This window comes from Bacillus coreaensis, from assembly GCF_050586445.1.
Lineage (GTDB): Bacteria > Bacillota > Bacilli > Bacillales > Cytobacillaceae > Robertmurraya_A > Robertmurraya_A coreaensis.
This window is the reverse complement of the sequence record NZ_JBOCCY010000001.1, coordinates 114,404-140,916: the sequence shown is the minus strand read 5'-3', so window position 1 is coordinate 140,916 and position 26,513 is coordinate 114,404. Positions and strand designations below refer to the sequence as shown.

Genomic DNA, 26,513 nt, shown 5'->3' with positions numbered 1-26,513 from the left:
GCGAGTCAGTTTTAAATCATTTTATTTCTCTAGGTGGTCTCTTACCCCAGTATTGATAATAATTCGTTTGTATAAACCCATTAAATAATTTTCGTTTTTTGGTTGCTGGTTTTCCGTAACATTCTTCAAACCTTTCATTTGACGTTAGCATGTAAACCGACCATGTTTCGTATGGAGAAAAAGCTTGTCCCATGTCTGTGTACATTTTTTCAACCGTTGGCTTATCACCTAGTCTTTCTCCGTATGGTGGGTTCCCAACAATTACACCATATTCCTTTGTCGTCGTAAAATCTTTTACTTGCATTTGTTTGAATTGAATTAAATCTCCTAAACCAGCTTCAAATGCATTAGCCTTAGCAATATTTACCATCTTATGGTCAACGTCTGAACCAAAAATATCTATTTCTTGATCATATTTTGCAAGATCTTCAGCTTCGTTTCTCGCATCTTCCCATAGCTTATCGGGAATCCAGTCCCATCCTTCGGAAACGAATTCTCGGTTAAAGCCTGGCGCAATATTTTGCCCTATCAAAGCAGCCTCTATTGGAATCGTTCCTGAACCACAAAAAGGGTCAACAAACGGGCGGTCTGGTGTCCAATTTGTTAGCATTACTAGTGCTGCTGCTAACGTTTCCTTAATTGGTGCTTCTCCTTGTTCCGCACGATATCCTCTTTTGTGTAAGCCCGCTCCACTAGTATCAATGGTTATCAAGGCTGTATCCTTTAAGAGAGACACTTCAATTTTAAACAGAGGACCATTTTCTTCGAACCAGCTTGTTCTACGATAATGAGTGCTTAAACGGTTAACAATTGCTTTTTTGACGATCGCTTGGCAATCTGAAACACTGAATAAAGTTGATTTCACTGACTTCCCTGACACAGGAAACTCAGCATTTTCTGGTAGGTATTTTTCCCAAGGTAATGCCTTTGTTTTTTCAAACAATTCATCAAAAGTTTTGGCTTTAAATTCTCCTACTTTAATTTTCACTCGGTCAGCTGTACGTAACCACAAATTGCTCTTACAAATGGCCATCTCGTCCCCTTGAAAACGAACACGTCCATTTTCAACCGTACACTCATACCCTAAATCTCTTACTTCCTTCGCCACTACCGCTTCAAGCCCCATCGCTGCGGTAGCTATTAATTCAAATTTCGTCATCGTTTCACCTCAGACAGAATGTATCTTGCCTTGTTTATTATATGTATAATACAAGAAAAGCTCTCCAACAGAGGAGAGCTATCATTAGAAAACACTCATACAATTCCATTAATAACGTTCTATAAGCCATGTTTTGTTCCTTTGTACTACCATCGACTGATCGTCTCGTACTCAGGTGGCAATCATCTATCTACAGATTCAAATGAACCTGTCCTTCCCCTCGTTCATTTCCTAAGAGAAGGTGCCCCTACCATAATTTGGGTTTCTCGCTCGTGGGGTTTACCTCGTTCCACCCCATTCATTTCTAAATGGGCTCCGTCACTGTGGCACTTTCAAGGTATTCATGCCATATCTTAGTAGACTTAGGCATTTTCCCTGCCGTCAGCCAAGTATAAACCTAGCTGCCCTAGCTTATGAATTGGCTAGGCACGAACACTACGGTCATCTCAGACCGTGCGAGCATGGACTTTCCTCTACAATTCACTTACGATCCTTGCAGCGATTACCCGAACGTTATTAACGAACAATACATATTATATGTAATTGTGAATGAAATATCAATGCCTTCTTACATGGTAATTTCTGTTAATCGTATAATTTACTACCGAAAACATGCTTTTCTAGATTTGATAATCTTTTGAGAATATCAAAATTTGTTGTACCAGCGGATGGTTGCTGAACGGAAGGTCTTCTTACAGCATCTTCTAATTGTTTCTTCAAACGTGCGTTTTCCTGTTGAAGTTCTTCAATCTCTTGCTGTAGAATCTCATAATCTTTAATTACTACATCAAGAAATTTGTCAACATCCTCTGGCTTGTAGCCTCTCATGGCTGTTTTAAATTCTTTTTCCAATATGTCTTTCGCAGTTAGCTTCACTTTATCTATTTGCATTTATTATTTCACCTCGGTCACTCAAAGAAACATTATCTATATTTTTTCAAAAATATGCACTTTTGTCAATTTTTCTTTTATATGGGTCACTTTTAATAAAAATCTTTTTGCTTTTGCTGTTCTTCTTCGACTAATAATTGAAGGTCGTAGAAGGTTATTTGTGTGATGGGATATTCATTATTCTCTTGATAATGTTTGGCGGTTTGAAGTAAGTATTTCGGGCTTCCGTCTCTTTCTTCGTCATATACAAGAAGCAATGCATCCGTTTTTTTGATGGCAAATTGGTTTTTAAGCCGAAATTGGGCTGGACTATCGTACTTCCTTTTTGTAACTGAGTCTACATAGTCGGCCCTCTGGATAATGGAGTGATACCACTCCTTATTTTTATCGCTCCAGTTACCTTCTTGATCTAAAAACGGGGTAATTATTGCTAGTTTTAGGTCCGGATAGTCCTTTTTCCTCAGTTCAATAACGACTTCTGCCGCCCACATTTCTACACCGAGCTGACCTGATACCATTACCCATTCAAGCCCTTGGTCTAACAGCTGAAGAAGGGCTTTTTTTATAGCCAGTTTTATGTATACAACGCCAGGATCATTTTCTTTGAATATCCCTAACTCACTGGCCTTATAACCCGATATATATACCATTTTAATCAATCGATTTGCTCCCTCTCTCAAGGCCTTATATATGAATAAACAAGGGCTTAATAATAAGCCCTTGTAAGAAGTATTATCTTCCAAAAGATGGTCCAGGTGCTGCTCCGAATCCTGGGCCTGCTCCAAATCCTGGACCTGCTCCAAATCCTGGACCTGCTCCAAATCCTGGGCCTGCTCCAAAGCCTGGGCCTGCTCCGAATCCTGGGCCTGCTCCAAAGCCTGGTGCTCCTCCGAATCCTGGCGCTGGAAATGGTCCAGGTACAGGACGAGGTGGTGCAAAGCTTTGAGTATGAGTCACTTCATTAACAACAGACTGTGTTTGTGGGAAGAAGTGTTGGTGTTCAAAATTGGTGTGATTGACAGTTGTTGTATGCTGAGGGTGAATATGTGGCACCACATTGTTTGAGAAAGTATGATTTACACAGCATTTTGTTGGGTGAACAACAGCAGGTAATACATTAGTTGGTCCGCAATGTTTTTTATGCATATTTGAACTTCTCCTTTCGAATAGTGTTTTTTGTGCTTTACAATAACAGCCTATGATAAAGAAGTCCATCTTGTACTAATGCAAATACCTATTTTCGCTGATTTCTTTGTTATTAGACCCAAAGGTTACATTAATGTATAAAAACTTTCCTTTAAGTTCGTAAAAATAATCGCAGTTAAACAGACAACAAGAAAAAACATAAACAAAATTGCTTTATACATCGAATTCATCCATCTCCACTTTTTATTCTAGCATTTATCACTCAATGATACATTTTACCCTCTAATTTAAAGGGAGACAACACCAAAAAGGCGGATTTTGTCGATTATTTTTTTACATTTTTGTTACAAGATTTTCTTGTGATTCTTTCCAGACGTTTTTCGAGATCAAATATCTGATCCATCTTACAATCACTACGTTTTTCAAGTAATAATTTCGCTTTCTCTCCGAACTGAAGTGCCTTCTCATAATCCCTTTTTTTATGTTCATACCACTTAGAAAGTTCAAGTGAGGAGTCAAAGGCAATCACATCGTCAGATACATTCGACAATTTCACCCAAATTTCACTAGCCGCTTCATAATCTTTCTTCTTCTTTAATTGTAAAGATAGTTGCCAGCGAGAATGATAGGCTTCCATACTTTCCCCTGACGCTAATTCTATAAATGTATTTTCAGCAGCCGAATCTTCCCCAAGGTAAGTAAACCAACGGCCCACCTCAAAAGCTTCTTTCACCGTTTGATCATGATCCATTCTTAAAATCTGAAATGTTAAATGGGTATACAAACTAATAAGAGATAGAATATCTATCTCGTTATGTTTGATAATTCCGATCATTCCTTCTGGCTTTTGCGTTTCAACATAGTCAAAGTAAATCATCGGTGCTAAGAATCCTGGAACGTCATCGACTCTTTGAATATCAAGAATTTCCTTCTCGACGATCGATAGCTTTAATCGGTCTAGCTTATGCTTCCATATTCTTCGAGAGGCATGAAACAAATCAAAATGTCCAAATGAAGGTAACTTTGGAACATGATCTTTTAGCAAAGTATGCCTTGTTTTTACTTGTGGCCAATCAAAGGCTTTTCCGTTATACGTCACTAGCGTCGTATAATCAACCTTTTCAAGAAAACTAGTATACAGAGGAATTTCGCTTCCGGGTCGTGGAAGAATATGCTGTCTCACAACAAAATGATTGTCTTCCAACGTGGCATGTCCAAGAAGAAAAATCGTATTTCCTACTCCCCCACCCAGTCCTGTTGTTTCTGTATCGAAAAAAAACAATTGCTCTGGTAGAAACCCCTTTGCTGACAGTGGATGAGAGATATTTGACTCATTCCAAGCTTTCACAGCGTCAATAAATTCGCCTAACTGATATCTGCCATGTTGGTAATCAAACGGATACTTTACTTCTCTTAAAAGGCAATAATCGTCCTCTAAAAAGTACGGAGTAACTCCATTCTCCTTCCACTCATCTAAAAAAGGGATTTCCTTATTTGACTTTACAGGCAGAGAGCTCGAACTTTGTTTCGAGCCTTCTGGAATAGATAGATGAGGTTTTAATCGATTTAGCTTATTTTTCAAACTCAACTGACTCTACCCTTTCCCACTTCATTTTGAAACAAATTTAATATTTTCAAGCAGTCAATCTTTGCCGTTTCCGCCGTAGGATCTGTGCCAATACAAGACGGACAACCCTGATGACAATTACAACGGGTAATCATCTCTTTCGCCTCTTTAATAATTATTTCCATTCCATCATAGATCTTTTCGCTAAGACCAATTCCACCAGGATAGCGGTCATAGAAAAATAACGTCGGCTTTTCATTGTGCACAGCTTTCACTTGTGGAACGACATGAATATCCTGTGGGTCACACATAACAAATAAAGGAGCAATATGTTTAAACGCATGAGAAATTCCAATTAAGCCTTGATCCAAACGTTCCTCTGGTAATTCAGTGGAGGCTTTTTCAATCGAAATCCACGCAGAACTCGTATGAAGCTCAACTTCCGGTAAATGAATTGGTCCGGACCCTATATTTTCATGTGTTTCGAATTTGATTTTTTTAAAGATCGTTGCTTTAGCTAATACGCTAACATCTCCATAAGCAACTTCTACCATTGAATTTTCCCTATTCTTATCAATCTCTAATACTTTTAATTCGACCGCTAAATTGGCGTCCGTAAAATAATCAACAGCTACCTCTCGAACGAATGCCTTCTTTTCCTCCCAATCGAGCTTTTCCACCTGATATTGTGTTCCTTGATGCAAATAAATAGCCTCTTCATGCAGTAAGGTCATACTTGAGAAAAGATCCATTTCACCTATCACACGCGCTTTAGAAACATCAGATTGGTCTATTATGACAACATTAGCTTGTGAGGCAGAACGCAAGCTAATATTGTGAGCAGGGAACGAATCATTCATCCAGTAGTATTTCTCACCATTTTCAAAAAGCACCCGTTCTTCTACTAAGTATTCTAGTAGTTCTTCGATTTCGCTTTCTCCAAAATAATCACCTTTCTTAAATGGTAACTCATACGCTGCACACTTCAAATGATCAATAAGAATAATCAAGTTATCTTTATTGATTCTCGCTGTTTCTGGGCTGCTTGTAAAAAAATAATCAGGATGCTGTATAATGTATTGATCTAGCGGACTAGAGCTTGCCACAAGTATCACTAACGATTCTCCATGCCTTCTCCCAGCTCTTCCCGCTTGTTGCCATGAACTTGCGATCGAACCTGGATAACCCGTCATAATACATACCTGCAACTGACCAATATCCACTCCTAATTCTAATGCGTTTGTACTTACGACACCATAGATGTCCCCGTTCCTTAGACCTTTTTCAATTTCTCGTCGCTCCGTTGGCAAATATCCACCCCGGTATCCTCTTATTGCCTTTGGACCAAGCTGATACTTTACAAGCTCTTGAAGATACGTTAGTAAAATTTCAACTCTCACTCTGCTTTTCGCAAAAACAATGGTTTGAATTTTATTTTTTAATAATATACGTGCGATATTTCTAACCTCAAGAGTTGCACTCCTTCGAATATTTAAAGGTTTGTTTACAATGGGAGGGTTATAAAAAAGAAAATGCTTCCTGCCACTTGGTGCACCATTATTATCAATTAACCTCATGTTTGTTTCTGTTAAATGTTCGGCTAACTCAAGTGGATTAGCAATTGTCGCAGAAGTACAGATAAAAATAGGGTTACTTCCGTAAAATTCACAGATTCTTTTCAAACGCCTAATTACATTTGCGACATGACTCCCAAATACACCACGATAAATATGTAGCTCATCAATGACAACAAACTTTAAATTTTCAAATAACGATACCCACTTGGTATGATGAGGGAGAATGCCCGAATGAAGCATATCTGGGTTCGTTATGACGACATGTCCAGCCTTCCTTACTTTTTCTCTTATATTTGCAGGAGTATCTCCATCATATGTGTAACTATTAATTTGAAGCTCTGTTGCTGTTATTAGCTCATTAAGTTCACTTTTTTGGTCCTGTGCTAGCGCCTTAGTAGGAAAGATATACAAGGCTCTAGAATCCATCGATTCGATGACCGTTTGAATAACAGGGAGATTGTAACAAAGCGTCTTACCAGAAGCCGTAGGTGTCACTGCAACCACACTTTTTCCCCGTCTAATCGCTTCATAAGATGATTTCTGATGAGTAAACAGCCTTCCAATTCCTCTCTCCTGCAATGCCCTTTGTAAGTTAGGATGGAGGTCATTAGGCAATTCCGATGTTTTTGCTTCTCTTTCTTCTATTGTATGCCAATGCACGATTTGGTCTTTAAATTCTTCATTTTTCTTCAACTCAACAATAAGATCCTGTAAACTTTTTCTTACCTTCATTGTACAGATCACCTCTATAACTCTATCATACCGAATAAACGTTCGTAATTAAAGTACTGTTTAAAAATAACAATGTTTCCCACCAATCTATTCTTTCAGCTTTGGATTTTTGGTAAAATAGAAACTAGGTTATTGCTAAGATTGAGGTGTGTAGGAATGAAAAGTACTGAAATTAAAAAAGTATTATCTGAGTTCTCTTTATTTCGAAGCTTAGACGAAGATGAGCTTCAAAAAATTATTGATATATCTATTTCAAGAGATTGGAATCGTGGTAGTCATGTTTTTATGCAGGATGATCCCCTTGAAAACGTATATTTTATCCACTCTGGAAAAGTAAAGATATATAAAAGTGATATAAACGGGAAAGAACAAATCGTTGCGATTTTAAAAAAGGGTGAAATGTTCCCACATGTTGGTTTCTTTCGAAAAGGGGGATACCCTGCGTATGCAGAAGTATTGGAGGCTACAACCTTAGTAGTGGTTCCTATCTTACCATTTGAAAAGGTCCTTATTGAGAATCCTACGCTTTGTATTAAAGTATTTAACGTATTAAGCGAGAAAATTGTCGACCTTCAAGACCGGTTAGAAGAACAAATCCTTAATAATACATATGAACAAATAATTAAGCTACTGATCCGGTTGGCAAAATTACATGGTAAAGAAACAAATGGAATCTTTACGCTAAATGCTGAATTTACTAATAAAGATTTAGCCAATATGATTGGAACGACACGCGAAACCGTTAGCCGTACTCTCACCAAAATGAAAAAAGACGAGCTTATTGAAGTAGATGGCAACGGTACCATGACTTTTGTCCTCGATGAACTACTCGAGGAATTAATTTAATAAAAGTGGACGCATACATGTTGGTATGCGTCCATTTTTTCTATTTTCTTAGCTGTTACAAAAGGATGAACCGCCTATATCGAAATTGCATAATCTGTTAGGGAGAATCATATAGAGAGGGGTAGGATCATGTCTAATAATTTGCCAAATAAACCAAATCGTAACGATCGTCCTGAACCGTTCGGAGAGATTGCCAAAGCGATGAATGACTTTTTTCAAGAAAGACCAGTCAGAGGTTTTTTACAAAGCATTGATGAGTTCTTCAACCTTCCGTTTGCGACCTTTCCCGTTTCTGTGAAAAGTTACGACAGAGAGCATCATATTGTTGCTGAACTTCCAGGTATTAAAAAGGAACAAATTAGTATCGATGTCCTTAATAACACACTGTCGATTACAGTAAAAAATGGAGAAGTGATTATTGAAGAAGATGAGGTTCATAAGGTCTATAGTAGGAAAAATAAAATGCAACAAATGAGTAGAACTATTACTCTTCCCCAGCCAATAAACGAAAAAAAGGTGAAGGCCTCTTACCATGATGGCTTGCTAACAATTATTGTGCCGAAGCTACCTGGAAAGAAAATTCATATTATTAATGACTAAGCAGACTTTATTCTGCTTATTTTTTTCCGTGTAAAAAGGTATAGGGCACCCCTATACCTTAAACATGCCTCCAAGACCCTTTACCATCGAAGAGACTTGGGTGACTGCATTCATCATCTGACCAGCTGTATCAACCATTTTGTTAACGTCAAATGTTCCATCTTGTGTTTTAAAAGAGTTCATTATTGATTTCACACCAGTTGGCGGCCTTGGTATAGCAGATTGCTTAGGATAAGGGTGTGAAAATGGTTGGCTATATTGACCATACGCAAATTGATTGTGATACGATATTTCAGGTTGTTGAAGAGGATTATGAAGAACGGCTTCCGAAAGCTTATGCTTCTTTTCTTGTGAGTAAGGTTGATTTCCCTGATATGGATAATCAAAACCCTGTCCCTGAAATCCTCCCCCACCGTATGGATATGCTGGGCCATAAAAGGAATCATTAGGAAAATAATTATAACCATTTTGTACCGGTCCAGAGTAGTTCATATTGTACATAGGAACATTCATAGGTTGTTCAAAGTAGTTGGCGTATGCCTCTGGCCGAGTATGGACTGCTTCATTTCCCCACATATAAGGATAGGCTTCATTCATCATCGGTTGAAATTGTGGACGATTATATCTTTGACCGAACAAGGGCACACAACCTCCTTTCTTATATTCACTGCTATAATTTATGTTTCATCCGCCTAGATGGTGAATAAAGAATAAAACATCTGCTATAAATCACCATTTTTGTCTAACGGTGTCGGAAGTCTCAATATTTAAAAAAACATCAGTTTGTGCCTCCACATGATACGATAATAGAGAAGAAACAACCTATATAAAGGGGGAATTTAGGTGAATATTCAAGAATTAAAAAATCATTTCCAATCAATTAAAAAATACGAAACACAAGACGTAAACGAGTTATTAGACTTTGTTAAGAAATGTTATATTTACAATGAAATAACTACTTGTGAATACCGTAATCTTGTTTATGAACTTGAAACACTAGGTGCAAAAACCCCTGAACTTGAATCATCTTTATAAAATACATTCGTAAAATGTTAAAAAAGTAGCACCTCTCCGAAATGGCGAGTGTGCTACTTTTTATGTTTCATATTGATTTATATTTGTTCGTAATACGGTTAACACATATCTTACAGATTGAAGGTAATTTATGAATCTTGTTCGACTTGTTTCCGGAAAAAAGGCTTGTACAGAAATCATTTCCATTTGTTCCGCTGCCGATTCAATTTGAGCAATATGAAGATTCTTCGGTCGGTTTTCCCCAATCCAAGCCACCGATTCCTTTCTCCAGTGATCAACCACCTCTTTTACTTCGTCAGCAAATGGTTTAACTTGGGTAAAAAAGTCACCCTTCTCACCTGACATCTTCACGGATAGAAATGTATCTTCTATTTCCTTTGTGTATCCGTACAAACGTTCATTTAATTGTTCTAACATTGAAAGATTATCCAAGTTGCCATGCTCCTTTATCACATATACCCCTACTATAAAGGATAAACGAGAAATTTGAAAAGTTTAAGCAGTCGTTCTCTTATGTTGTCTATCATTAGTAGACTTATTTTGGGCTAAATTGAATTTCCCCTCTAGTATATAATAGCGGTTTTCCGTTTTCCATAAGCTTTTTTGTTGTTGCTTTAACATATCTGATTCTACATCTGGCAATTTAAAATCAATGGATTTCTCTAGTTCCACAAGATCATTTTGTATTTCAGAAAGCATTTGTAAAATATCTGATTTTAGAATCATCGAACATCCCTCCAAGAATATTTTTCAGCTCTAAGTAAATCTCTTTTGTACTTATTCTTTGTCTTCTTCAAACCTCCTTCCCTTATGACAAAACTAGAAGCAATTCGCCAAAAGAAGTGTAAAATTTTTGTTCTCCCAACTAGGTTTCGACATGAATGAAAAAATGAAGGATGAAACAAACTAATCTCGGAGGTGGTAAAGAATGAAGAAGAGAAATCAAAACAATGAAAAAGAAAATACTCAACCGAAAAAGCTGGAAGAAACAAAACCTGGGTACGGAGATAAAAAGCTTGAAGGTATTGACCGTCCTTCAACATAAAGATATAAAAAGCAAGAATCTAAGAGGATTCTTGCTTTTTATATCCGTTTCTTCAATTGAAGTAACTTATAACACATAATAAAAAAACGAATTTGTTTCTGTTTGTTGGAGTACCAATGAGTCATTTCCCATGGGTGTCGGTGAGTAATCTCCGTATTGAACCATTTATTTTTCACACGAGGCTGTTTTGTCCACTCATTCGGAAGATGGATATGGTGTTTAATAACTGGGTAGGTTTCTCTTAAGACGGGAGTAGTTTCTTCCTTGTTTTTCATAAATTGTTCGTAATCATGCCTCGACCCCGTGTGTTCCGTTGTTTTTGCAAAATGAAAGACCTTCGAGAATATTTCGGGATCAAACAGAATATCAGCTAATCTTTTACCTAAATCAATTCGGTTATCCACCTCTTGAAAACCAAATACACTTGCTCCATAAAGCTCTCCATGATGAGTAGGAAATAAAACAGCACTAAAATGAAGATAATCCTGAAAAGCAAAGAGAATTGAGTGAAACACTTTTTTATTATAGATTGGATGCTCAATGACTGGTTTTTGAATGACATTTTGCTCATTGATGATGAGTGCCGTCATCAGTCTTCTTTTATCTTTCTCCCTCCAATAATACGCCCATTCATTAATCATAAAAGACGAAACATGAAAATATCGTAATAAGTGAAACATCGGAGTATTTAGTTTCGTCGAATATTCATACAGCAACAGTTGGGGGTAGGCATCCTGAAAAATTAACCAATTCGCTCGTTCATAGGTTAAATACAATTGTCTTCTGGTTTCTGCTTCTAAAGCCTGAGGAAACCACTTACCTTCTAAGTCACACATATTCCAGCCAGCATTTCTTGACACCATACTTGCCAAAAAGGACCAAAGAATATCCGAGTGATTTAAAAAATACGTAAAATACGCATCGGTTCTTGAAATATTGTCTATATTACTCGACTCAACTTTTTTCATTATTTCTGTAACCAATTGCTGCTCATCAAAATGATTAAAGGTATTTTTGATATCTTTTTACTCCCTTCAAATGCTATCTTACGTTATAATTCGTTAATCAGTAGTTTTTATTCACCCTATATGGAGCCAATTTTGGTATGATAGTGTAGTTAAAGAGGTGTTAAAAAATGAATATTCATTATCCAAATGGAAAAAAGTTTATGAATCAGTTAAGCACCAGTCAAACAGTGAAGACACGAAAGGACCCAACCTATAGCAACCGAGGAATGACGTTAGAGGAGGATTTAAACGAAACAAATGAATTTTACTTGTTAAATAATATTGCCGTTATTCATAAAAAACCAACACCGGTTCAAATTGTAGAGGTGAATTATCCAAAAAGAAGTGCTGCTGTAATAAAAGAAGCCTACTTCAAGCAAGCCTCTACAACTGATTACAACGGCGTATATAAGGGGAAATACATTGATTTTGAAGCAAAGGAAACAAAAAATTTAACTTCTTTTCCCCTACAAAATTTTCATGCGCACCAAATTCAGCACATGGAAAAAGTCATTCAACAAGATGGAATTTGCTTTGTTATTCTTCGTTTTTCAAGTACAGAAGAAGTATTTCTGTTAGAAGCAAAGCAATTGTTATCGTATTGGGAGCGTATGAAAGAAGGAGGCCGAAAGTCGATTACAAAAGAGGAGTTACTTTCGACAGCACATCTTATTTCACTTGGCTTTCGCCCCAGAATTGACTATATTAAGAAAATAGATTGTTTATATAATCTCTAATTTTTATCTTTTTCTTAAGGGAAAGGAAGCTTTTTTAGTAAGAAAGGAAGGAAACAATATGGCAGAGCAATATCAATCTAGAGAGGAGCGCCGCAAACAGTTAGAAAAGCAGAAACAATCTAATAAGAAAAAAGGCAAAAAGCCTACAAAAGGATTGTTCATGAAGATTTTTCTTATCCTTGTCGCACTTGGAATTACAGGGATTGTTGTCGGTGCTGCTACATTTGCATATATGATTAAAGACACTCCAGAACTTGATGAAGCACTTTTAAAGGATCCGATTTCCTCCCAAGTCTTTGATATGAACGGAAAGCCTTTCACAGAGATTGGGTCCGTAAAAAGGGACTATGTAAATTATGAAGATATACCGAAAACGGTTAGAGATGCTTTTATTGCAACGGAAGACTCTCGCTTTTTTGAACATAATGGAATTGACTTGATTCGTTTAGGTGGTGCGGTTATCGCGAACGTCACCGACGGCTTCGGTTCTGAAGGAGCTAGTACGATTACACAGCAGGTTGTAAAAAATTCATTCTTAACTCATGAAAAAACTCTTTCACGTAAAGCACAAGAAGCATGGCTTTCTTTTCAGCTAGAACAACAGTATACAAAGGAAGAAATCTTTGAAATTTACGTAAATAAAAACTGGATGGGTAGTGGCGGACACGGTGTTGCTACAGCTGCGAAAACCTATTACGATAAAACCTTAGATGAGCTTACATTAGATGAAGCAGCATTATTAGCTGGTTTACCACAAAGTCCAGCAAATTACGACCCTTTCAAATATCCTGAAAAGGCTAAAAAACGTAGGGATATTGTTCTCTCTTTAATGAATCAACACGGCTATATTACAGAGGAAGAGATGGTAGCTGCACAATCGGTTGATGTATCTGCTGCACTTGTCCCAGAAGACAAACGCGAGACCAATGGGGAAATTGCCTATGACTCCTTTGTAGGACAGGTTATTAAAGAAATTGAAGAAAAGTATCCTGATCTTGATCCGTTCTCTGAAGGCTTAAAAATTTACACAACATTAGATACAAGTGCTCAAGAATATGTAGAACAAATTCTTGATGGCAATGAAATTGTGGAATTCCCTGATGAAAAATTCCAAGCGGGAATCACCTTACTAGATACAAAAACGGGCGCCATTCGTGCGCTCGGTGGTGGAAGAAACCAAACACAAACATTCGGATTTAATTATGCGACTGACCCAAGACGTCAACCTGGTTCGACTATTAAACCGGTTTTAGACTACGGTCCTGCAATTGAATACTTGAATTGGGGAACGTATCAGACATTAGTGGATGAACCATATACGTATTCAAGCGGGCAAGAAATAAATAACTGGGATAACAAGCATATGGGCTCGATGACGATGAGAACAGCTCTTGCTCTTTCACGTAACATACCTGCCTTAAAAGCGATGCAAGAGGTTGGGCTTGATAAATCAAAAGAATTCGGCGCGAAACTAGGAATACCTGTTAGTGAGTTAACAGAATCCTATTCCATTGGTGGATTAGGTGGAGCCGATAAAGGCGTTTCCTCCCTCCAGATGGCGGGTGCATATAGCGCATTTGGAAATAACGGCTTTTACACAGAACCATATTCCGTCGTTACGATTGAACTTCGTGATGGAACAAAGCTTGATTTAAAACCTGAAACTGAAGTGGTTATGAAAGATTATACGGCATTTATGATCACTGATATGTTAAAGGATGTTTTAACTTACGGTACGGGTTCTCGTGCCAGAGTAGACGGCCTTGCAGTCGCTGGTAAAACAGGAACAACGAACTATCCTAAGACAGAAAAAGACAAATATGGTATCCCATCCGGTGCTGTTCCTGATTCTTGGTTTGTTGGTTACACAACCAACTACACAGCGGCGGTCTGGACAGGATATGACGATCGTACAAAAAATTGGCTAACAAGCGACGAACAGAAAATCTCTCAGTTAATCTTTAAAAACCTTATGACCCAAGTATCTCAAGGAAAAGAAACAGCTGACTTTGCAGTACCTAACAGTGTAGAAAAAGTACGAATTGAAAAAGGGACATTCCCTGCAAAGCTAGCAAGCGAATACACTCCTAATGATCAAGTAATCATTGAGTATGCAGTTAAAGGAAGTGCACCAAAACAAGTATCAAATAAATATGATAAGCCTTCAGCACCTAGCAATTTAAAAGTTACTCTTGATGAAGCGACTAAGGAACTTCTTGTAACTTGGGAATACAGCGGTGACAATGCGGAAGGCGTGCAATTCCAGTTATATGGATCCTTAAATGATGGTGGAGAACAACTTCTAAACACCACTGCAGAGAAGCAGGTTCGCTTAAAAGCAGAAACACCTGGCTATTATACCTTCAAGGTAATTGCCGTTCGTGATACTCAGCTAAGTGAAGCAGTTACTACAACAATAGAAGTAGTGATTCCTCAAGAGGAAGAAGAACAAGAGGTGGAAGAGGAAGAAACCGAAAATGAGGAAGGTACCGAAGAGGGAACTACCGAAACGGGAGAAACAGGCGGTAATTCCAATACTGGAAATACTGGTACTGGTACTGGAACTGGTAATGGTAACGGGAATACTAGTACAGGAAATACTGGTAATACTAACAATCAAGGATCAGGTAATAATTAAAAAAAAGGCATCTTTAGTATTTTTCTAAAGATGCCTTTTTTGCGTATTGTTTTTCCAGTTCTTTAAAGAGCTCTACTAATTGCTTATAAGAGTGGAAAGAACCCCGTCGCCCCTGGATAAAACTCAATCTTTCCTCGACATTAATGGGCTTAATTTTCACTTCTTTCCATGAAACATTATCAGGTATAGGTTCCATATTATTTATTAATAGTACCATTTCATGAAATACAGATAAGCCTTTATCCATGAGCCTAGCCGTTTCTTGTTTTTCTCTAATTTTAATAAGCTCCTCAATCTGTCTCTCTATATTTTTCCACTCTCGAAATCCAATTTGAATATCATTTTTGCTCATGAACTACCAGTTGACCTTTCATTCTCTTTTTTCCTTCTCGGCATAAGTTTAGTAAAGGACAGCTTGGACACTGAGGGTTTTGTGCTTTGCAATGATATCTGCCAAAGAAAATCATTCGGTGGTGGGTTACTGACCACTCATCCCTCGGTACTTTTTTCATTAGTGTTTTCTCAACTTCTAGTACAGAATCCTTCCAACGACATATGGCCAGTCTTTTACTCACTCTTTCAACATGAGTATCCACCGCAATGGCTGGTATACCAAAAGCAACTGACACGACTACGTTAGCTGTTTTTCTACCAACACCAGGAAGCTTGGTTAGCTCATCGCGATCCATAGGTACTTCCCCATTGTACTCATCTAGTAGAAGTTGAGAGAGCTTTTGGATATTTTTTGCTTTATTTCGAAAGAGACCAATTGACCTGATGTCATTTTGCAATTCTTCAAGTGAAACTTTCAAATAATCTTCTGGAGTTTTATATTTTTCAAACAAAGTTTTTGTTACCTTGTTTACAAGTACGTCGGTACATTGGGCAGATAATGCCACTGCTATCACAAGTTCAAAAGCATTTGAATGATTTAATTCACAATGCGCTTCAGGAAACATTTCACCCATCGTATCCAAACAAAATCTTATTTGCTCTTTATTCAGCATTTCATCCACTCAACTTTCAAAAAAATGTAAAAAAAATGAGAGACTATGCTCTCTTGCACGATTTATTGTTCAAGCCAATTATAAAATGGAATAGGTTCGGTTTTATTTTCTGGTCGATCAATTTGTTTATTTTTCGCTTGTGATTGATGTGGCCTAAATCTTTTTCCATAATTTTTTGCCTGATCAACGGTTTTGATTCCGTTCTTTTTCCACTCAAAAAGAATGCGATCAATATATCTGAAATTCAACTTACCTGAAATAACAGCCTCCTTTAATGCTGCCTTAATAATCACAGGGTCATGCCGATCATCATCCATCCAGAGAGCAAGGGTCTCGCACTCAAATGGCGATAATGGTCTACCAAATTCCTGTTCAAAGCATGTATACACATCCGTTTCTACTGTTTGTTGCTCCATAAAAACTTTGGCTTTTTTCTGTTGTAGAAAAACATCTAAAAGCTTATCCCATAGAGGATCCAGAGAGTATTTCTCAAAACGAATTCCATCGCTCGAATGCCCATCTTCAATCTCAATGAGTCCCTTTTGAATAAGTCGGCGAAGCATATCTGAGCACTGAGTGCTGGTAATTGTCATTAGAGAAGATATCTCATTCGGGGTTGGAAAACTATTGCCTCTTTCGGTAAAACTATATACGTGAATTAATAGTAATAATTCAAGTTCATCAATATTAAGAAGTTTATAAGAAGTTAATAGAGCATTAGGGATTGTGGTATTCCCTAGTTTCATCCAATCAAGCATATTCTCTTTCATTCAAGACACCTCCCCTTTAGTATAACATGAAGTAAGATGTTCAGTAAGGAACTTTCAGTGATTGCCAAATATATACAGACAATAAAAAAAGCTCGCATAAGCGAGCTTCTTCTTTGATTAAGGATACAAGCGGTTTAATAAACGTGGGAATGGAATGGTTTCCCTAACATGCTCGACACCACTTATCCAAGCTACTGTTCTTTCTAACCCAAGACCGAATCCTGAATGCGGAACAGAACCAAATTCTCTTAATTGTAAGTACCATTCATACGCTTCTAAAGCTAGTCCATGATCCGTTAAGCGTTGCTTTAAAAGCTCATGATCATGAATACGCTCTGACCCACCGATAATTTCTCCATATCCTTCTGGAGCAATTAAATCTGCACATAAAACAACATCATCACGGTTTGGATGTGGCTGCATATAAAATGGCTTTAAAGTTGTCGGATAGTGGGTAATAAACACAGGCTTATCATAGCTCTCTGCAATCGCCGTCTCATGAGGTGCACCAAAATCATCACCCCAAGAAATGTCTGTGAAGCCCTTCTCGTGTAAGAATTTAATGGCATCATCATAACTAATTCTAGGGAAAGGTGCTTGAATTTTCTCAAGCTTCTCTGTCTCTCTACCTAATGTCTTCAATTCTAATTGGCAGTTTTTCAAAACAGATTGAACAATATGTGACACATATTGTTCTTGTACTTCTAAGTTTTCTTCAAACTCCACAAATGCCATTTCAGGTTCAATCATCCAAAACTCAATTAAGTGTCGGCGAGTCTTTGATTTTTCTGCGCGGAAAGTAGGTCCAAACGAAAAAACCTTACCTAGCGCCATGGCTGCAGCTTCCATATATAACTGTCCACTTTGTGAAAGATAAGCATCCTCGTCAAAGTACTTTGTTGCAAATAATTCCGTTGTCCCCTCAGGTGCACTACCTGTTAAAATCGGAGGATCCACCTTTGAAAATCCTTGCTCATTAAAAAACTCATACGTAGCTCGGATAATTTCATTACGAACCTTCATCACCGCATGCTGACGTTTAGAACGTAACCAAAGATGTCTATTATCCATTAAAAACTCTGTTCCATGTTCCTTTGGTGTAATTGGATAGTCAACCGATTGATGAATCACATCAATTCCTTTAACTTGCAGCTCATAGCCGAATGGAGAACGCTCATCTTTTTGTACCGTTCCTGTCACATATACAGAGGATTCTTGCGTGATTCCTTTTGCTTGCTGAAATACTTCTTCATCTACTTCTGCTTTAACAACAACACCTTGAATGAAGCCTGTCCCATCGCGAAGCTGAAGGAAAGCTATTTTTCCACTAGAACGCTTATTAGCAATCCAAGCTCCGATTTTAACATCTTCTCCAACATATTTGTGAACTTGTGAAATAGTTGTTTTATTCACGACAATTCCCTCCAAAAATCTAAAAAGAAGCTAAAAGTATGTATAAAATATTTGTTTATAACACCTATAAGTAAGTATCAACTTCTCTTTAACAGTTTAAACTTCGTTTGAATGCGTAAAGTCCCATCTCATTATACAATTCGAAATATAGACTATCAAGTTTATATCAAAGAAAAAACAGAATGCCATTGCACTCTGTTTCATTATGTTAAGCCATTTTATTTTCTACAAAGGTTTTCATACGTTTAATAGCTTCTTCTAACTGGTTTAATGACGTCGCATACGAGAGGCGAATATTATCAGGTGTTCCGAAGCCAGAACCTGGAACAACCGCGACCTTTGCCTCCTCAAGTAAACCTTCCACAAATCCGTCTACTGAATCATATCCACAGGCTTGAGCCGCTTTGCTTGCATTTGGGTATAGATAAAATGCACCTTGTGGCTTCACACAGGTAAAGCCTGGGATTTGTAATAGCTGATCAAAAATAATGTTTAAGCGCTCTTCAAAAGCCTTTTTCATTTCAGAAACAGGTTCCTGTGAACCGTTATATGCCGCAATTGCACCAAACTGAGCAGTTGTCGTAGGGTTTGATGTACTATGACTAGCAAGATTGGTCATGGCAGCAATAATTTCACGATTTCCTGCTGCGTATCCAATTCTCCATCCTGTCATGGAATGTGACTTCGACACGCCATTAATAATAATCGTTTGTTCTTTTAATTCAGGTGATAATTGAGCAATAGAAATATGTTTATTTTCTCCGTAAACAAGCTTTTCATAAATCTCGTCAGAAACGATTAATACATTTTTTTGCAAACAAATTTGCCCTAGCTCAAATAGCTCCTTTTCTGTATACAACATTCCCGTTGGATTACTTGGAGAATTGATAATTACCGCTTTTGTCTTTTCTGTAATGGCGTCAGATAATTGAGCAGGTGTAATTTTAAACTCATTTTCTTCAAGTCCATCGATATAAACTGGTTGTCCTCCAGCTAACTTTACTTGTTCAGGGTAACTTACCCAATAAGGAGTTGGGATGATGACTTCATCCCCCTCATCTAAGATTACTTGAAAAAGTGTATAAAGAGCGTGTTTTGCTCCATTGGTAACAATGATTTCTTTTGCTGAATAGTCAATGCCTTGATCTTCTTTAAACTTTGTCGCAATCGCAGCTAAAAGCTTTGGCAACCCTGCAGAAGGAGTGTACTTTGTTTGACCTTCATTCATTGATGCCACAGCAGCATCAATGATATGCTGTGGCGTATTAAAATCTGGCTCACCAGCACCTAATCCAATCACATCATGGCCTTCTTCCTTTAATGCTTTTGCCTTTGCAGTAATTGCTAAAGTTGTCGATGGTGTTAATGCCTTTACTCTTTTCGCTAATGCAAATCCCATTTTCTTTGCCTCCAAAATCATAAGTTCTTTATTTCTCTAACTTCTTCCCCTGTTTCAAAATCAATATAGAAGTAGTTAATCTTATCGTTGTTTGAGCGATAGTAAATTTCCCATAGTGGGTTGTTCTTTTCCATCCCTAAACGAACATCTATAATTTGGTCGGGAGATACTTCATTAGATAAAGTATTAATCGCTTCAGACTTTGTGATTCCATCTTCTGCCGGTAAGACCACTATTTTTCCACCTTTTTCAGGAATCCAAGCAATCAGCTTTTCCCCTTCTTTGTTGCTGCCTTGAACAACATAATACGCATCCGATCCATGGTATAGCGAAAATTCCGTAATATCAGTTATTTCCGTTTCTTCCATAGTGATTGCTGTAGCACGACTTTCCGCATCAGCAATTGGTGCAGTTGCGTTTAAATATATTTTAATCATAATTCCGATGAGGATAATTACTCCAATTATTGCTATCCAAAACCACTTCTTCATGAATTTAGCACCACTTTATGTACGATAAATAGTAAATACTGCTTTTGAGTTATCTTGTTGATCTAGAGCTAGACCGAACATTAAATTCTCTCTTTTTAACGTCCGATTTAAGGCATCGACCACCTTATAAAGGTCTGATGTATACTCAACCTTTACAGTTGACAATACCTCTATTTTACTTTCCACTACATATTTCACTCCATTCTCTAATATTTGTTAGCAATAGCTTTTTCAGAAAAGGTTACAATATATTTAAGCAACTGCTTATTTCTTATCAAACATTATAACAGCTTTTGAGCGATTGATATTAAATTTTTTTCTAGTTCACACACAATTTTCCCGCGCTGTATAAGCGCGGACTTTTTTATTCCTCTGACTTGGAAATAGATATGATTTCATAGTTCTTAGGAGTGAATTTAATTGTTAAAATTCCGTGCATTTTAGTGTAATGAACATCAAGCCAAATATCTTGAAGTAGCTTTAATATATCCTGATGGGGAGCTAGATGCTTAGATTGAAATATGACAGCCAATTGAGGATCCATATGTCTTAATAATTTTTCATTTATGGAATTCTCCACTGCAAATTGTGGAATTTTGACGATATTAACATTTGAAAGATCAAACTTTAACAACGTACGATTTGATTCCTCGGTCATTGATGTAAGAATGAGAAATCGGCTACTCTTGTATGTGAAAGAAAGGTCCAAGCCTTCTTCCTTAGAAGTACCATTATATAAAACTTCTGCTTCAAGATTTTCGACAAGCATTTGCTTTGTACCCTGTGCCCATAGATGTATTCCAATATCCTGTATCTCATTACTTCCCGTTTTTATCGTTTCTATTTCTTCTGCTATAGACTTGCTTGTGATAACCTGCTTTACATCATAAAATTCAGCAAGCATATTTAAATTTCCAACATACCCTTCTTCCGGGCTCGTTAAGATGATAGTTGAAATATGACTAACCTTATACAGTTTTAATACGCGCTTTAGTTCTTCCTCTGAATCTTGATGACCTGTATTAACTAAGATATGTTCTCCTTGTCCATTTTGGATAAGTGTGGCTTCCCCATTTGTTAAAGGCAAAAATGTAACGGCTAATTCATCATCTTTTAAGTTCAAGTCAATGCTTTCTACTTCAGCAGGAATAAACGGCGAATCCGCAGGTATGTAATACCAATTTGCTACAATCAGGCAGATCGTAAAAATAAAACTCATTATTCGTCCCCCCTAATACTCTAAATTGTAGTTTGTGATGTTTAAGAAAATTTATCCATTTAGAGGGGACATGTTATTTAAAGCCATTCTTCTATTATGGTTAACATTTCATTAATGTCTAATGTTTTTACTGGAACGGTAGGAATCGATTTTAAAAAGGCCTTCCCATACGTGGTTGTCACAATTCTACGATCGAAAATGATAACAAACCCTCTATCTGTTTTTTTTCTGATTAACCTTCCAAAACCTTGTTTAAATCGTAGTACTGCTTCAGGTAATGAATGCTTTGAAAACGCATTTTGACCTTTTGCTTGAATTAATTCTCCTTTTGCTTCCGCAATTGGGTCGTCTGGAGGTGTGAAAGGTAATCGAACAATAATCAGGCAACTTAGAGCTTCCCCTGGTATATCAATCCCTTCCCAGAAACTGCTTGTTCCTAATAAGATAGATTTTTCAAACCGTTGAAAATTTCTAGTCAGTCTCGATCTACTTCCACTTGTAATTCCTTGAGCAAATAGAACATAGTCATCTAATAAACCACTTTCTTTTATTAAGTCATACGTTTTCTTTAACATATCATACGAAGTAAAGAGTATCAGCATTCTTCCCTTTGTTGCTTCTGCAATTGAGATGATATGTTCAGTAATGGCTGCCACATAATCTGATAAAGGTCCCTTATTTATTTCTGGTAAATCTTCCGGGATTAATACTTGAACCTGCTCTTTATAGGCAAACGGAGAAGGAATATGAAGGGTACTACAATTCTCTTTTCCAAGCCCTAATGAATCCAAAACATAATCAAATGATTGATTTACTGTCATAGTAGCAGAAGTAAGTACTGCACTTTTTTTCTTATCAAAAAAATGTTCCTTTAAAAATTCAGAGATAATTACAGGTTGAGAATAGATAGAAGTTAAATTTTGCGTTGCCCTTCCATCCATTTCAATCCAGGTTACATGTGAAGGTAGAGGTTGAATAATCAGATTTTTCATTTGATTGCGGATCTGTTCAATCTCATCTAAAAACGAAATCACTTCATTCATTGTGATTTTTTGATGATCATCAAGGGTAAGTTGATGGCTTTTTACAGCATCCACCCATTTACATACGGTCTCATATAAATCCTTCAATAAAAACTGACATCGCTCTGCAGATGCAACCGCCGAGTGCCACTCTTTAGCTGATTCATCATGGGTCACTCTTTTAATCAATCTTTGGTTTCCTTTTTTTGCGTTCTTTTTTACAAATAACGCAATCGCTCTAAATAAGTCGTCTAATTCAAACTGAAGTTCAACGATTATTTCATTTACTTGAAAAGAGTGCAAGAGTTGATGGTCGTCTTCAATAGGCAATTTCAAAAAGATTTGCTCTAATTCATAGAAAGTTTGTCTTTGATCGGAACTACCAAACTGACTTATAAGCATTCTTAATGATAAATAATCAATAGATTGATTAAAACTCTTCCCAACAGCTTTTTCAAAATGATGAGCTTCATCGATAATGACAAATTCAAAAGGAGGAAGGATACTATGCTCTGCGTTCAAGTCAGCCATTAACAATGAGTGATTGGTAATAATAATTTTTGCATCATTTACCCGTTGTCTAGTAAGAAAATAGAAATCGTGAGATAGCCATGAACGATCCTTCACGAAGGACGAACTATCATTTTTTATACGATTCCAGTAAAGAAGACCACCACTTGATAAGTTCAGTTCCTCATAATCACCTGTTATTGTTTGTGTGAGCCAGACTAAGATTTGCATCTTTGTTAAGCTTGTATCGTAATTATCTTCTTCCTCGAATAAAGTTTGGTGAAACTTTTCTAGGCTTATATAATGGTGTCTCCCCTTTAAGAGAACTACTTCTATAGGGAAGTCTACCATTTTTTTTAGCAATGGGATGTCCTTTGTTAGCAACTGCTCCTGAAGTTGGGTCGTGTACGTACTTACCACGATTTTATGATTTGTGTTGTTGGCAAATATCGCTGCTGGTAACAAATAACCCAATGATTTACCGACCCCAGTTCCGGCTTCAATCAGGGCATGACGCTCCTCTTGGAAAGCGGAATACACATGGTCGAGCATTTGAACCTGTCCTTCTCGTTTCTCATAATCCTTAAATGCCTTTTGAAACATTGCTTCTTTTTCTTGGGTCGTGCTCGGATAGATACCCTCTGTAGGATGTTCTATCTCGTCTAACTCTTCTTTTTTCCTCAATACAAGACCTTGAAATATTTCTAGTCCTTCAGGGATCACGTCTCTTGAACTAGACTTTCCTAGTACATACTCATCTAGCAACAAGGATATATCACTTTTCAAGCCTCCAGCGAGCTTTAAGAGTTGTCTTAAAGTGAGTTCAGGAAGATCCCTTAACAAATTAATTAAAATAAGGAATAGCTCTGCTGTTACATATGCATCACTATCAGCCTGATGTGGGCGATCGTGTGCTAACCCCTCTTGAATCGAAAGGTCGGTTAATTTAAAGCTATCAGCAGTAGGAAAGACAATTCTCGAGAGCTCAACTGTGTCAATAACTGGTCCAAAAAATCCTTCATACCCCGAATGAATTAACTCTTCCTGTAGAAAAGAAAGGTCAAATAAAACATTATGAGCGACAAAAAAAGCGCCATCTAATAAGTGTAAAATTTTCGGTGCTATCTCAGAAAAGGTTGGCGCGTCCTTTAACATGTCATTATTAAGACCAGTCAACTCCTCGATAAAAAGAGGGATCGGTTTATCTGAACTTACCAAAGAAGAAAACGTTTCTTTGATTTCGCCGTTTTCTACCACTACAGCGGCAAATTGAATTATTTTATCCCCTTTTTTCGGTGAATTTCCTGTGGTTTCTAAATCTACTACTACAAAACGATTTGTCATTCGTCACACCTCGAACATTCATTCAATCAAACGGTAACACAAATTAGCCAAAAGAAAAAGTAGAAGCCATTGATTGAATTGCATTTGGCTATGAAAAAACCCCCTGTGGAAGGGGGAATTATCGTATCGTTCTTTCTGGTTCGGCATGAAGTAATTCTACAATTTGATTTTGCTCATTCATAATGGCTACTTTCGGTTCGTGGGTGGCAACCTTATCTTCTGCAACTATTGCGTATGAGATAATGATGACTACATCCCCTTCTTGGACTAATCGTGCTGCTGCTCCATTTAAGCAAACAACACCACTACCTCTTGTTCCAGGAATAATATATGTTTCAAATCTAGCTCCATTATTATTATTCACAATTTGAACTTTTTCATTAGCAACCATACCTACCGCATCTAAAATATCTGTATCAATCGTGATGCTTCCTACATAATTTAAATTCGCTTCCGTAACTCTTGCTCGATGGATCTTTCCGTTCATCATTGTACGAAACATAGTTATTTCTCCTCTCCTATTTCTCGTTGTCTATATAGTGAGCACCAGATTATCTATTAAACGAGCATTCGAAAACTTCACTGCAAGAGCGATGATGACTTTTCCCTCTAGAACCTCTAGTTTTTCCAGTTCTGGATAAGAGTAGATCTCTATATAATCAACCGCTCCAGATGAATTCATACTTATCGTATTTTTCATGTTTAAAATGATTACTTCGACATCTCTTTCCCCTGCATGGATTTGTTTTTCCGCTTCTTTTAAGCTTTTATACAGAACAGATGCTTCTTCTCGCTCTTTAGGCGTTAATCTTACATTACGGGAGCTCTTTGCTAAACCATCCTCTTCCCTTACGGTTTCTACAGGAATTAATTCAATTGGGAAATGTAGATCGGATATTAACCCATCAACAACCGCTACCTGCTGTGCATCTTTCATACCAAAATACGCACAAGTTGGCTGGATAATATGGAAAAGCTTCGCTAATACGGTTGCAACCCCATCAAAATGACCAGGCCTTGAGCTTCCACAAAGTACATCAACCCTCTTTTGAACAACCAGTGTAACAGAAGGCTTCGATGGATACATCTCTTCAACTGATGGATAAAAAATATAATCTACCTTTTCATTTCTTGCTATTTCACTATCGCGCTCAAAATCCCGCGGATAAGCATCAAGGTCCTCATTCGGTCCAAACTGTAATGGATTCACAAATATACTCATAATTACAATATCATTTTCTTCTCTTGCATTCTTTACTAAACGGACATGACCCTCGTGAAGGTATCCCATGGTTGGGACATAACCGATTGAAAGCTTGTCATTTTTTAGTGATTGTACTTCTTTTTGCATTTGTGAAATTGAAGTAATTACTTTCATCTTTCTCCTCCATACAGACCTTTTAACTCTTCTTCTTTCATCGAAAAGCTCTGATCATCTGAAGGAAATTGAGTGCTCTTCACCTCAGATACATAAGCCGAAATTCCTTTAGTAACTACCTCATCTACATTTCCAAATGTCTTCACAAATTTTGGAACTCTATTCACACCATATGTGACGACATCATGATAGACAAGAACTTGACCATCTACCTCCACACCTGCACCAATCCCAATGACCGGAATAGTTAATTGCTTCGTAATTTCCCTTGCTAGTTGCTTTGGTACACATTCTAAAACAAGCATAAATGCGCCTGCTTCTTCACAAAGCTTCGCGTCTTGAATTAATTTTTGTGCCGCTTGAGCATCTTTCCCTTGAACCTTGTAACCACCTAACACCGCTACTGATTGAGGTGTTAAACCCAAATGTGCACAAACGGGAATTCCTGCATTAGTTAAGGCTTGAATATGTTCAAGTACCCCATCTGCACCTTCAAGCTTAAGAGCCTGTGCTCCGGTTTCTTGTATCATTTTTGCTCCAGTTAGTAATGTATCGCGGACGGATAAATGATAGCTCATAAAAGGCATATCGACAACTGTAAAAGTATTGGAAGCCCCACGTCTTACCGCTTTACTGTGGTGAATCATATCAGCCGTTGTTACTGGAATCGTTGAATCATACCCTAACACAACCATCCCTAGTGAATCACCAACAAGAATCATGTCTACTTCGCAACCTTCTGCTTGCTTGGCTGAAGGATAATCGTATGCGGTTAACATTACGATTTTCTCACCATTTTTTTTCATACTTCTAAAATCATTCAACTGTTTCATATACATTCTCCTTTCCCGGAGAGGAACAAAACATTTGATTACAATATAAAAAGGAATCCTAAAAATACACAGAAGGATCCCTGAATTTGATGTTTTGTTTATCCCTCTGTCCCGGTCCATCTTCGGATCTAGGCAGACTACTTATAA

27 protein-coding genes and 1 other RNA gene are annotated in these 26,513 nt (G+C 37.4%); 5 read left to right on the top strand and 23 right to left on the bottom strand.

The features are described 5' to 3' along the window. Positions 1-16 precede the first annotated feature (16 nt). From ACQ5H4_RS00795 to ACQ5H4_RS00765, 7 genes are all read right to left on the bottom strand, one after another. The gene (locus ACQ5H4_RS00795) at positions 17-1,159 is read right to left on the bottom strand and encodes a THUMP domain-containing class I SAM-dependent RNA methyltransferase (protein WP_430773066.1); all 1,143 of its coding nucleotides are present in this window, start codon (positions 1,157-1,159) and stop codon (positions 17-19) included. A gap of 117 nt (positions 1,160-1,276) precedes the next feature. Beyond that, an RNA gene (gene rnpB, locus ACQ5H4_RS00790) (RNase P RNA component class B) lies at positions 1,277-1,673 on the bottom strand. Positions 1,674-1,744: 71 nt separating this feature from the next. Further along, positions 1,745-2,050 carry a cell division regulator GpsB gene (gene gpsB / locus ACQ5H4_RS00785; RefSeq protein ID WP_430773065.1) on the bottom strand — a complete coding sequence of 102 codons (306 nt, stop codon included), beginning with the start codon at positions 2,048-2,050 and terminating at the stop codon, positions 1,745-1,747. Between the two features lie 92 nt (positions 2,051-2,142). Continuing rightward, positions 2,143-2,706: an SLOG family protein gene (locus ACQ5H4_RS00780; RefSeq protein WP_430773536.1), complete on the bottom strand. Its 564-nt coding sequence runs from the start codon at positions 2,704-2,706 to the stop codon at positions 2,143-2,145. Positions 2,707-2,782: 76 nt separating this feature from the next. Beyond that, positions 2,783-3,196 carry a CotD family spore coat protein gene (locus ACQ5H4_RS00775; protein ID WP_430773063.1) on the bottom strand — a complete coding sequence of 138 codons (414 nt, stop codon included), beginning with the start codon at positions 3,194-3,196 and terminating at the stop codon, positions 2,783-2,785. A gap of 325 nt (positions 3,197-3,521) precedes the next feature. Continuing rightward, the gene (locus tag ACQ5H4_RS00770; RefSeq protein ID WP_430773062.1) at positions 3,522-4,784 is read right to left on the bottom strand and encodes a ribonuclease H-like domain-containing protein; all 1,263 of its coding nucleotides are present in this window, start codon (positions 4,782-4,784) and stop codon (positions 3,522-3,524) included. Beyond that, a complete protein-coding gene (locus ACQ5H4_RS00765) occupies positions 4,781-7,072 on the bottom strand; it encodes a DEAD/DEAH box helicase (protein ID WP_430773061.1) in 2,292 nt (763 codons plus the stop codon). The genes ACQ5H4_RS00770 and ACQ5H4_RS00765 overlap by 4 nt, the downstream gene beginning before the upstream one ends. Positions 7,073-7,228: 156 nt before the next feature. Between ACQ5H4_RS00765 and ACQ5H4_RS00760 the strand changes: the two genes are divergently transcribed. Both ACQ5H4_RS00760 and ACQ5H4_RS00755 read left to right on the top strand, forming a co-directional pair. After that, positions 7,229-7,918 carry a Crp/Fnr family transcriptional regulator gene (locus ACQ5H4_RS00760; protein ID WP_430773060.1) on the top strand — a complete coding sequence of 230 codons (690 nt, stop codon included), beginning with the start codon at positions 7,229-7,231 and terminating at the stop codon, positions 7,916-7,918. Positions 7,919-8,047: 129 nt separating this feature from the next. Next, positions 8,048-8,518, top strand: a complete 471-nt coding sequence (locus ACQ5H4_RS00755; RefSeq protein WP_430773059.1) for an Hsp20/alpha crystallin family protein — start codon at positions 8,048-8,050, stop codon at positions 8,516-8,518. A gap of 51 nt (positions 8,519-8,569) precedes the next feature. Here the strand turns inward: ACQ5H4_RS00755 and ACQ5H4_RS00750 are convergent, their stop codons facing one another. Then, positions 8,570-9,157: a YppG family protein gene (locus ACQ5H4_RS00750; protein WP_430773058.1), complete on the bottom strand. Its 588-nt coding sequence runs from the start codon at positions 9,155-9,157 to the stop codon at positions 8,570-8,572. Between the two features lie 204 nt (positions 9,158-9,361). On the opposite strand from ACQ5H4_RS00750, the gene yppF reads away from it, so the two are divergent. Beyond that, complete coding sequence (gene yppF / locus ACQ5H4_RS00745; protein WP_430773057.1) at positions 9,362-9,553, top strand: YppF family protein; 192 nt, start codon at positions 9,362-9,364, stop codon at positions 9,551-9,553. A gap of 60 nt (positions 9,554-9,613) precedes the next feature. Here yppF and ACQ5H4_RS00740 read toward each other — a convergent pair whose 3' ends face one another. The 3 genes from ACQ5H4_RS00740 to ACQ5H4_RS00730 all read right to left on the bottom strand — a co-directional run bounded on the left by ACQ5H4_RS00740 (position 9,614) and on the right by ACQ5H4_RS00730 (position 11,566). Continuing rightward, a complete protein-coding gene (locus ACQ5H4_RS00740; protein ID WP_430773056.1) occupies positions 9,614-9,985 on the bottom strand; it encodes a YppE family protein in 372 nt (123 codons plus the stop codon). A gap of 63 nt (positions 9,986-10,048) precedes the next feature. After that, on the bottom strand, positions 10,049-10,279 hold the full coding sequence (locus tag ACQ5H4_RS00735) for a hypothetical protein (RefSeq protein WP_430773055.1): 231 nt from the start codon (positions 10,277-10,279) through the stop codon (positions 10,049-10,051). Positions 10,280-10,636: 357 nt separating this feature from the next. Next, the gene (locus ACQ5H4_RS00730; protein ID WP_430773054.1) at positions 10,637-11,566 is read right to left on the bottom strand and encodes a DUF2515 domain-containing protein; all 930 of its coding nucleotides are present in this window, start codon (positions 11,564-11,566) and stop codon (positions 10,637-10,639) included. A 167-nt stretch (positions 11,567-11,733) separates the two neighbouring features. On the opposite strand from ACQ5H4_RS00730, the gene recU reads away from it, so the two are divergent. Beyond that, positions 11,734-12,342, top strand: a complete 609-nt coding sequence (recU, locus tag ACQ5H4_RS00725) for a Holliday junction resolvase RecU (protein WP_430773053.1) — start codon at positions 11,734-11,736, stop codon at positions 12,340-12,342. A 58-nt stretch (positions 12,343-12,400) separates the two neighbouring features. Next, entirely contained in the window at positions 12,401-14,980 is a 2,580-nt protein-coding gene (locus ACQ5H4_RS00720; protein WP_430773052.1) for a PBP1A family penicillin-binding protein, read from the top strand. A 13-nt stretch (positions 14,981-14,993) separates the two neighbouring features. On the opposite strand, the gene ACQ5H4_RS00715 is transcribed toward ACQ5H4_RS00720, so the two are convergent. The 12 genes from ACQ5H4_RS00715 to panB form a co-directional block, all read right to left on the bottom strand. Beyond that, positions 14,994-15,332 carry a YpoC family protein gene (locus ACQ5H4_RS00715; RefSeq protein ID WP_430773051.1) on the bottom strand — a complete coding sequence of 113 codons (339 nt, stop codon included), beginning with the start codon at positions 15,330-15,332 and terminating at the stop codon, positions 14,994-14,996. Next, positions 15,319-15,987, bottom strand: a complete 669-nt coding sequence (gene nth / locus ACQ5H4_RS00710) for an endonuclease III (protein ID WP_430773050.1) — start codon at positions 15,985-15,987, stop codon at positions 15,319-15,321. The genes ACQ5H4_RS00715 and nth overlap by 14 nt, the downstream gene beginning before the upstream one ends. 62 nt (positions 15,988-16,049) lie before the next feature. Further along, positions 16,050-16,757 carry a DnaD domain-containing protein gene (locus tag ACQ5H4_RS00705; RefSeq protein ID WP_430773049.1) on the bottom strand — a complete coding sequence of 236 codons (708 nt, stop codon included), beginning with the start codon at positions 16,755-16,757 and terminating at the stop codon, positions 16,050-16,052. A gap of 117 nt (positions 16,758-16,874) precedes the next feature. Next, a complete protein-coding gene (gene asnS / locus ACQ5H4_RS00700) occupies positions 16,875-18,170 on the bottom strand; it encodes an asparagine--tRNA ligase (protein ID WP_430773048.1) in 1,296 nt (431 codons plus the stop codon). Positions 18,171-18,378: 208 nt separating this feature from the next. After that, entirely contained in the window at positions 18,379-19,569 is a 1,191-nt protein-coding gene (locus ACQ5H4_RS00695; protein ID WP_430773047.1) for a pyridoxal phosphate-dependent aminotransferase, read from the bottom strand. 17 nt (positions 19,570-19,586) lie between these two features. Then, positions 19,587-20,060: a cell wall elongation regulator TseB-like domain-containing protein gene (locus ACQ5H4_RS00690; protein ID WP_430773046.1), complete on the bottom strand. Its 474-nt coding sequence runs from the start codon at positions 20,058-20,060 to the stop codon at positions 19,587-19,589. A 15-nt stretch (positions 20,061-20,075) separates the two neighbouring features. Further along, entirely contained in the window at positions 20,076-20,246 is a 171-nt protein-coding gene (locus ACQ5H4_RS00685) for a YpmA family protein (protein ID WP_119708921.1), read from the bottom strand. Positions 20,247-20,424: 178 nt separating this feature from the next. Further along, positions 20,425-21,279, bottom strand: a complete 855-nt coding sequence (locus tag ACQ5H4_RS00680; protein WP_430773045.1) for a ComEC/Rec2 family competence protein — start codon at positions 21,277-21,279, stop codon at positions 20,425-20,427. Between the two features lie 77 nt (positions 21,280-21,356). Then, positions 21,357-24,155 carry an ATP-dependent DNA helicase DinG gene (gene dinG / locus ACQ5H4_RS00675; RefSeq protein ID WP_430773044.1) on the bottom strand — a complete coding sequence of 933 codons (2,799 nt, stop codon included), beginning with the start codon at positions 24,153-24,155 and terminating at the stop codon, positions 21,357-21,359. A gap of 118 nt (positions 24,156-24,273) precedes the next feature. Then, positions 24,274-24,657 carry an aspartate 1-decarboxylase gene (gene panD, locus ACQ5H4_RS00670; RefSeq protein WP_430773043.1) on the bottom strand — a complete coding sequence of 128 codons (384 nt, stop codon included), beginning with the start codon at positions 24,655-24,657 and terminating at the stop codon, positions 24,274-24,276. A 30-nt stretch (positions 24,658-24,687) separates the two neighbouring features. Continuing rightward, positions 24,688-25,533, bottom strand: a complete 846-nt coding sequence (gene panC / locus ACQ5H4_RS00665; RefSeq protein ID WP_430773042.1) for a pantoate--beta-alanine ligase — start codon at positions 25,531-25,533, stop codon at positions 24,688-24,690. Next, positions 25,530-26,366: a 3-methyl-2-oxobutanoate hydroxymethyltransferase gene (panB, locus tag ACQ5H4_RS00660; protein WP_430773041.1), complete on the bottom strand. Its 837-nt coding sequence runs from the start codon at positions 26,364-26,366 to the stop codon at positions 25,530-25,532. The genes panC and panB overlap by 4 nt, the downstream gene beginning before the upstream one ends. Positions 26,367-26,513: the final 147 nt, after the last annotated feature.

Excerpts from the sequence above, each read along its gene's own strand:
- ACQ5H4_RS00715 (WP_430773051.1), bottom strand. The coding sequence starts at position 15,332 with ATGAGCAAAAATGATATTCAAATTGGATTTCGAGAGTGGAAAAATATA.
- ACQ5H4_RS00720 (WP_430773052.1), top strand. The coding sequence starts at position 12,401 with ATGGCAGAGCAATATCAATCTAGAGAGGAGCGCCGCAAACAGTTAGAA.
- ACQ5H4_RS00690 (WP_430773046.1), bottom strand. The coding sequence starts at position 20,060 with ATGAAGAAGTGGTTTTGGATAGCAATAATTGGAGTAATTATCCTCATC.
- panD (WP_430773043.1), bottom strand. The coding sequence starts at position 24,657 with ATGTTTCGTACAATGATGAACGGAAAGATCCATCGAGCAAGAGTTACG.
- ACQ5H4_RS00755 (WP_430773059.1), top strand. The coding sequence starts at position 8,048 with ATGTCTAATAATTTGCCAAATAAACCAAATCGTAACGATCGTCCTGAA.
- dinG (WP_430773044.1), bottom strand. The coding sequence starts at position 24,155 with ATGACAAATCGTTTTGTAGTAGTAGATTTAGAAACCACAGGAAATTCA.
- gpsB (WP_430773065.1), bottom strand. The coding sequence starts at position 2,050 with ATGCAAATAGATAAAGTGAAGCTAACTGCGAAAGACATATTGGAAAAA.
- panB (WP_430773041.1), bottom strand. The coding sequence starts at position 26,366 with ATGAAACAGTTGAATGATTTTAGAAGTATGAAAAAAAATGGTGAGAAA.
- panC (WP_430773042.1), bottom strand. The coding sequence starts at position 25,533 with ATGAAAGTAATTACTTCAATTTCACAAATGCAAAAAGAAGTACAATCA.
- ACQ5H4_RS00760 (WP_430773060.1), top strand. The coding sequence starts at position 7,229 with ATGAAAAGTACTGAAATTAAAAAAGTATTATCTGAGTTCTCTTTATTT.
- ACQ5H4_RS00775 (WP_430773063.1), bottom strand. The coding sequence starts at position 3,196 with ATGCATAAAAAACATTGCGGACCAACTAATGTATTACCTGCTGTTGTT.
- ACQ5H4_RS00695 (WP_430773047.1), bottom strand. The coding sequence starts at position 19,569 with ATGGGATTTGCATTAGCGAAAAGAGTAAAGGCATTAACACCATCGACA.
- ACQ5H4_RS00730 (WP_430773054.1), bottom strand. The coding sequence starts at position 11,566 with ATGAAAAAAGTTGAGTCGAGTAATATAGACAATATTTCAAGAACCGAT.
- ACQ5H4_RS00705 (WP_430773049.1), bottom strand. The coding sequence starts at position 16,757 with ATGAAAGAGAATATGCTTGATTGGATGAAACTAGGGAATACCACAATC.
- ACQ5H4_RS00735 (WP_430773055.1), bottom strand. The coding sequence starts at position 10,279 with ATGATTCTAAAATCAGATATTTTACAAATGCTTTCTGAAATACAAAAT.
- ACQ5H4_RS00680 (WP_430773045.1), bottom strand. The coding sequence starts at position 21,279 with ATGAGTTTTATTTTTACGATCTGCCTGATTGTAGCAAATTGGTATTAC.
- nth (WP_430773050.1), bottom strand. The coding sequence starts at position 15,987 with ATGCTGAATAAAGAGCAAATAAGATTTTGTTTGGATACGATGGGTGAA.
- ACQ5H4_RS00795 (WP_430773066.1), bottom strand. The coding sequence starts at position 1,159 with ATGACGAAATTTGAATTAATAGCTACCGCAGCGATGGGGCTTGAAGCG.
- ACQ5H4_RS00765 (WP_430773061.1), bottom strand. The coding sequence starts at position 7,072 with ATGAAGGTAAGAAAAAGTTTACAGGATCTTATTGTTGAGTTGAAGAAA.
- recU (WP_430773053.1), top strand. The coding sequence starts at position 11,734 with ATGAATATTCATTATCCAAATGGAAAAAAGTTTATGAATCAGTTAAGC.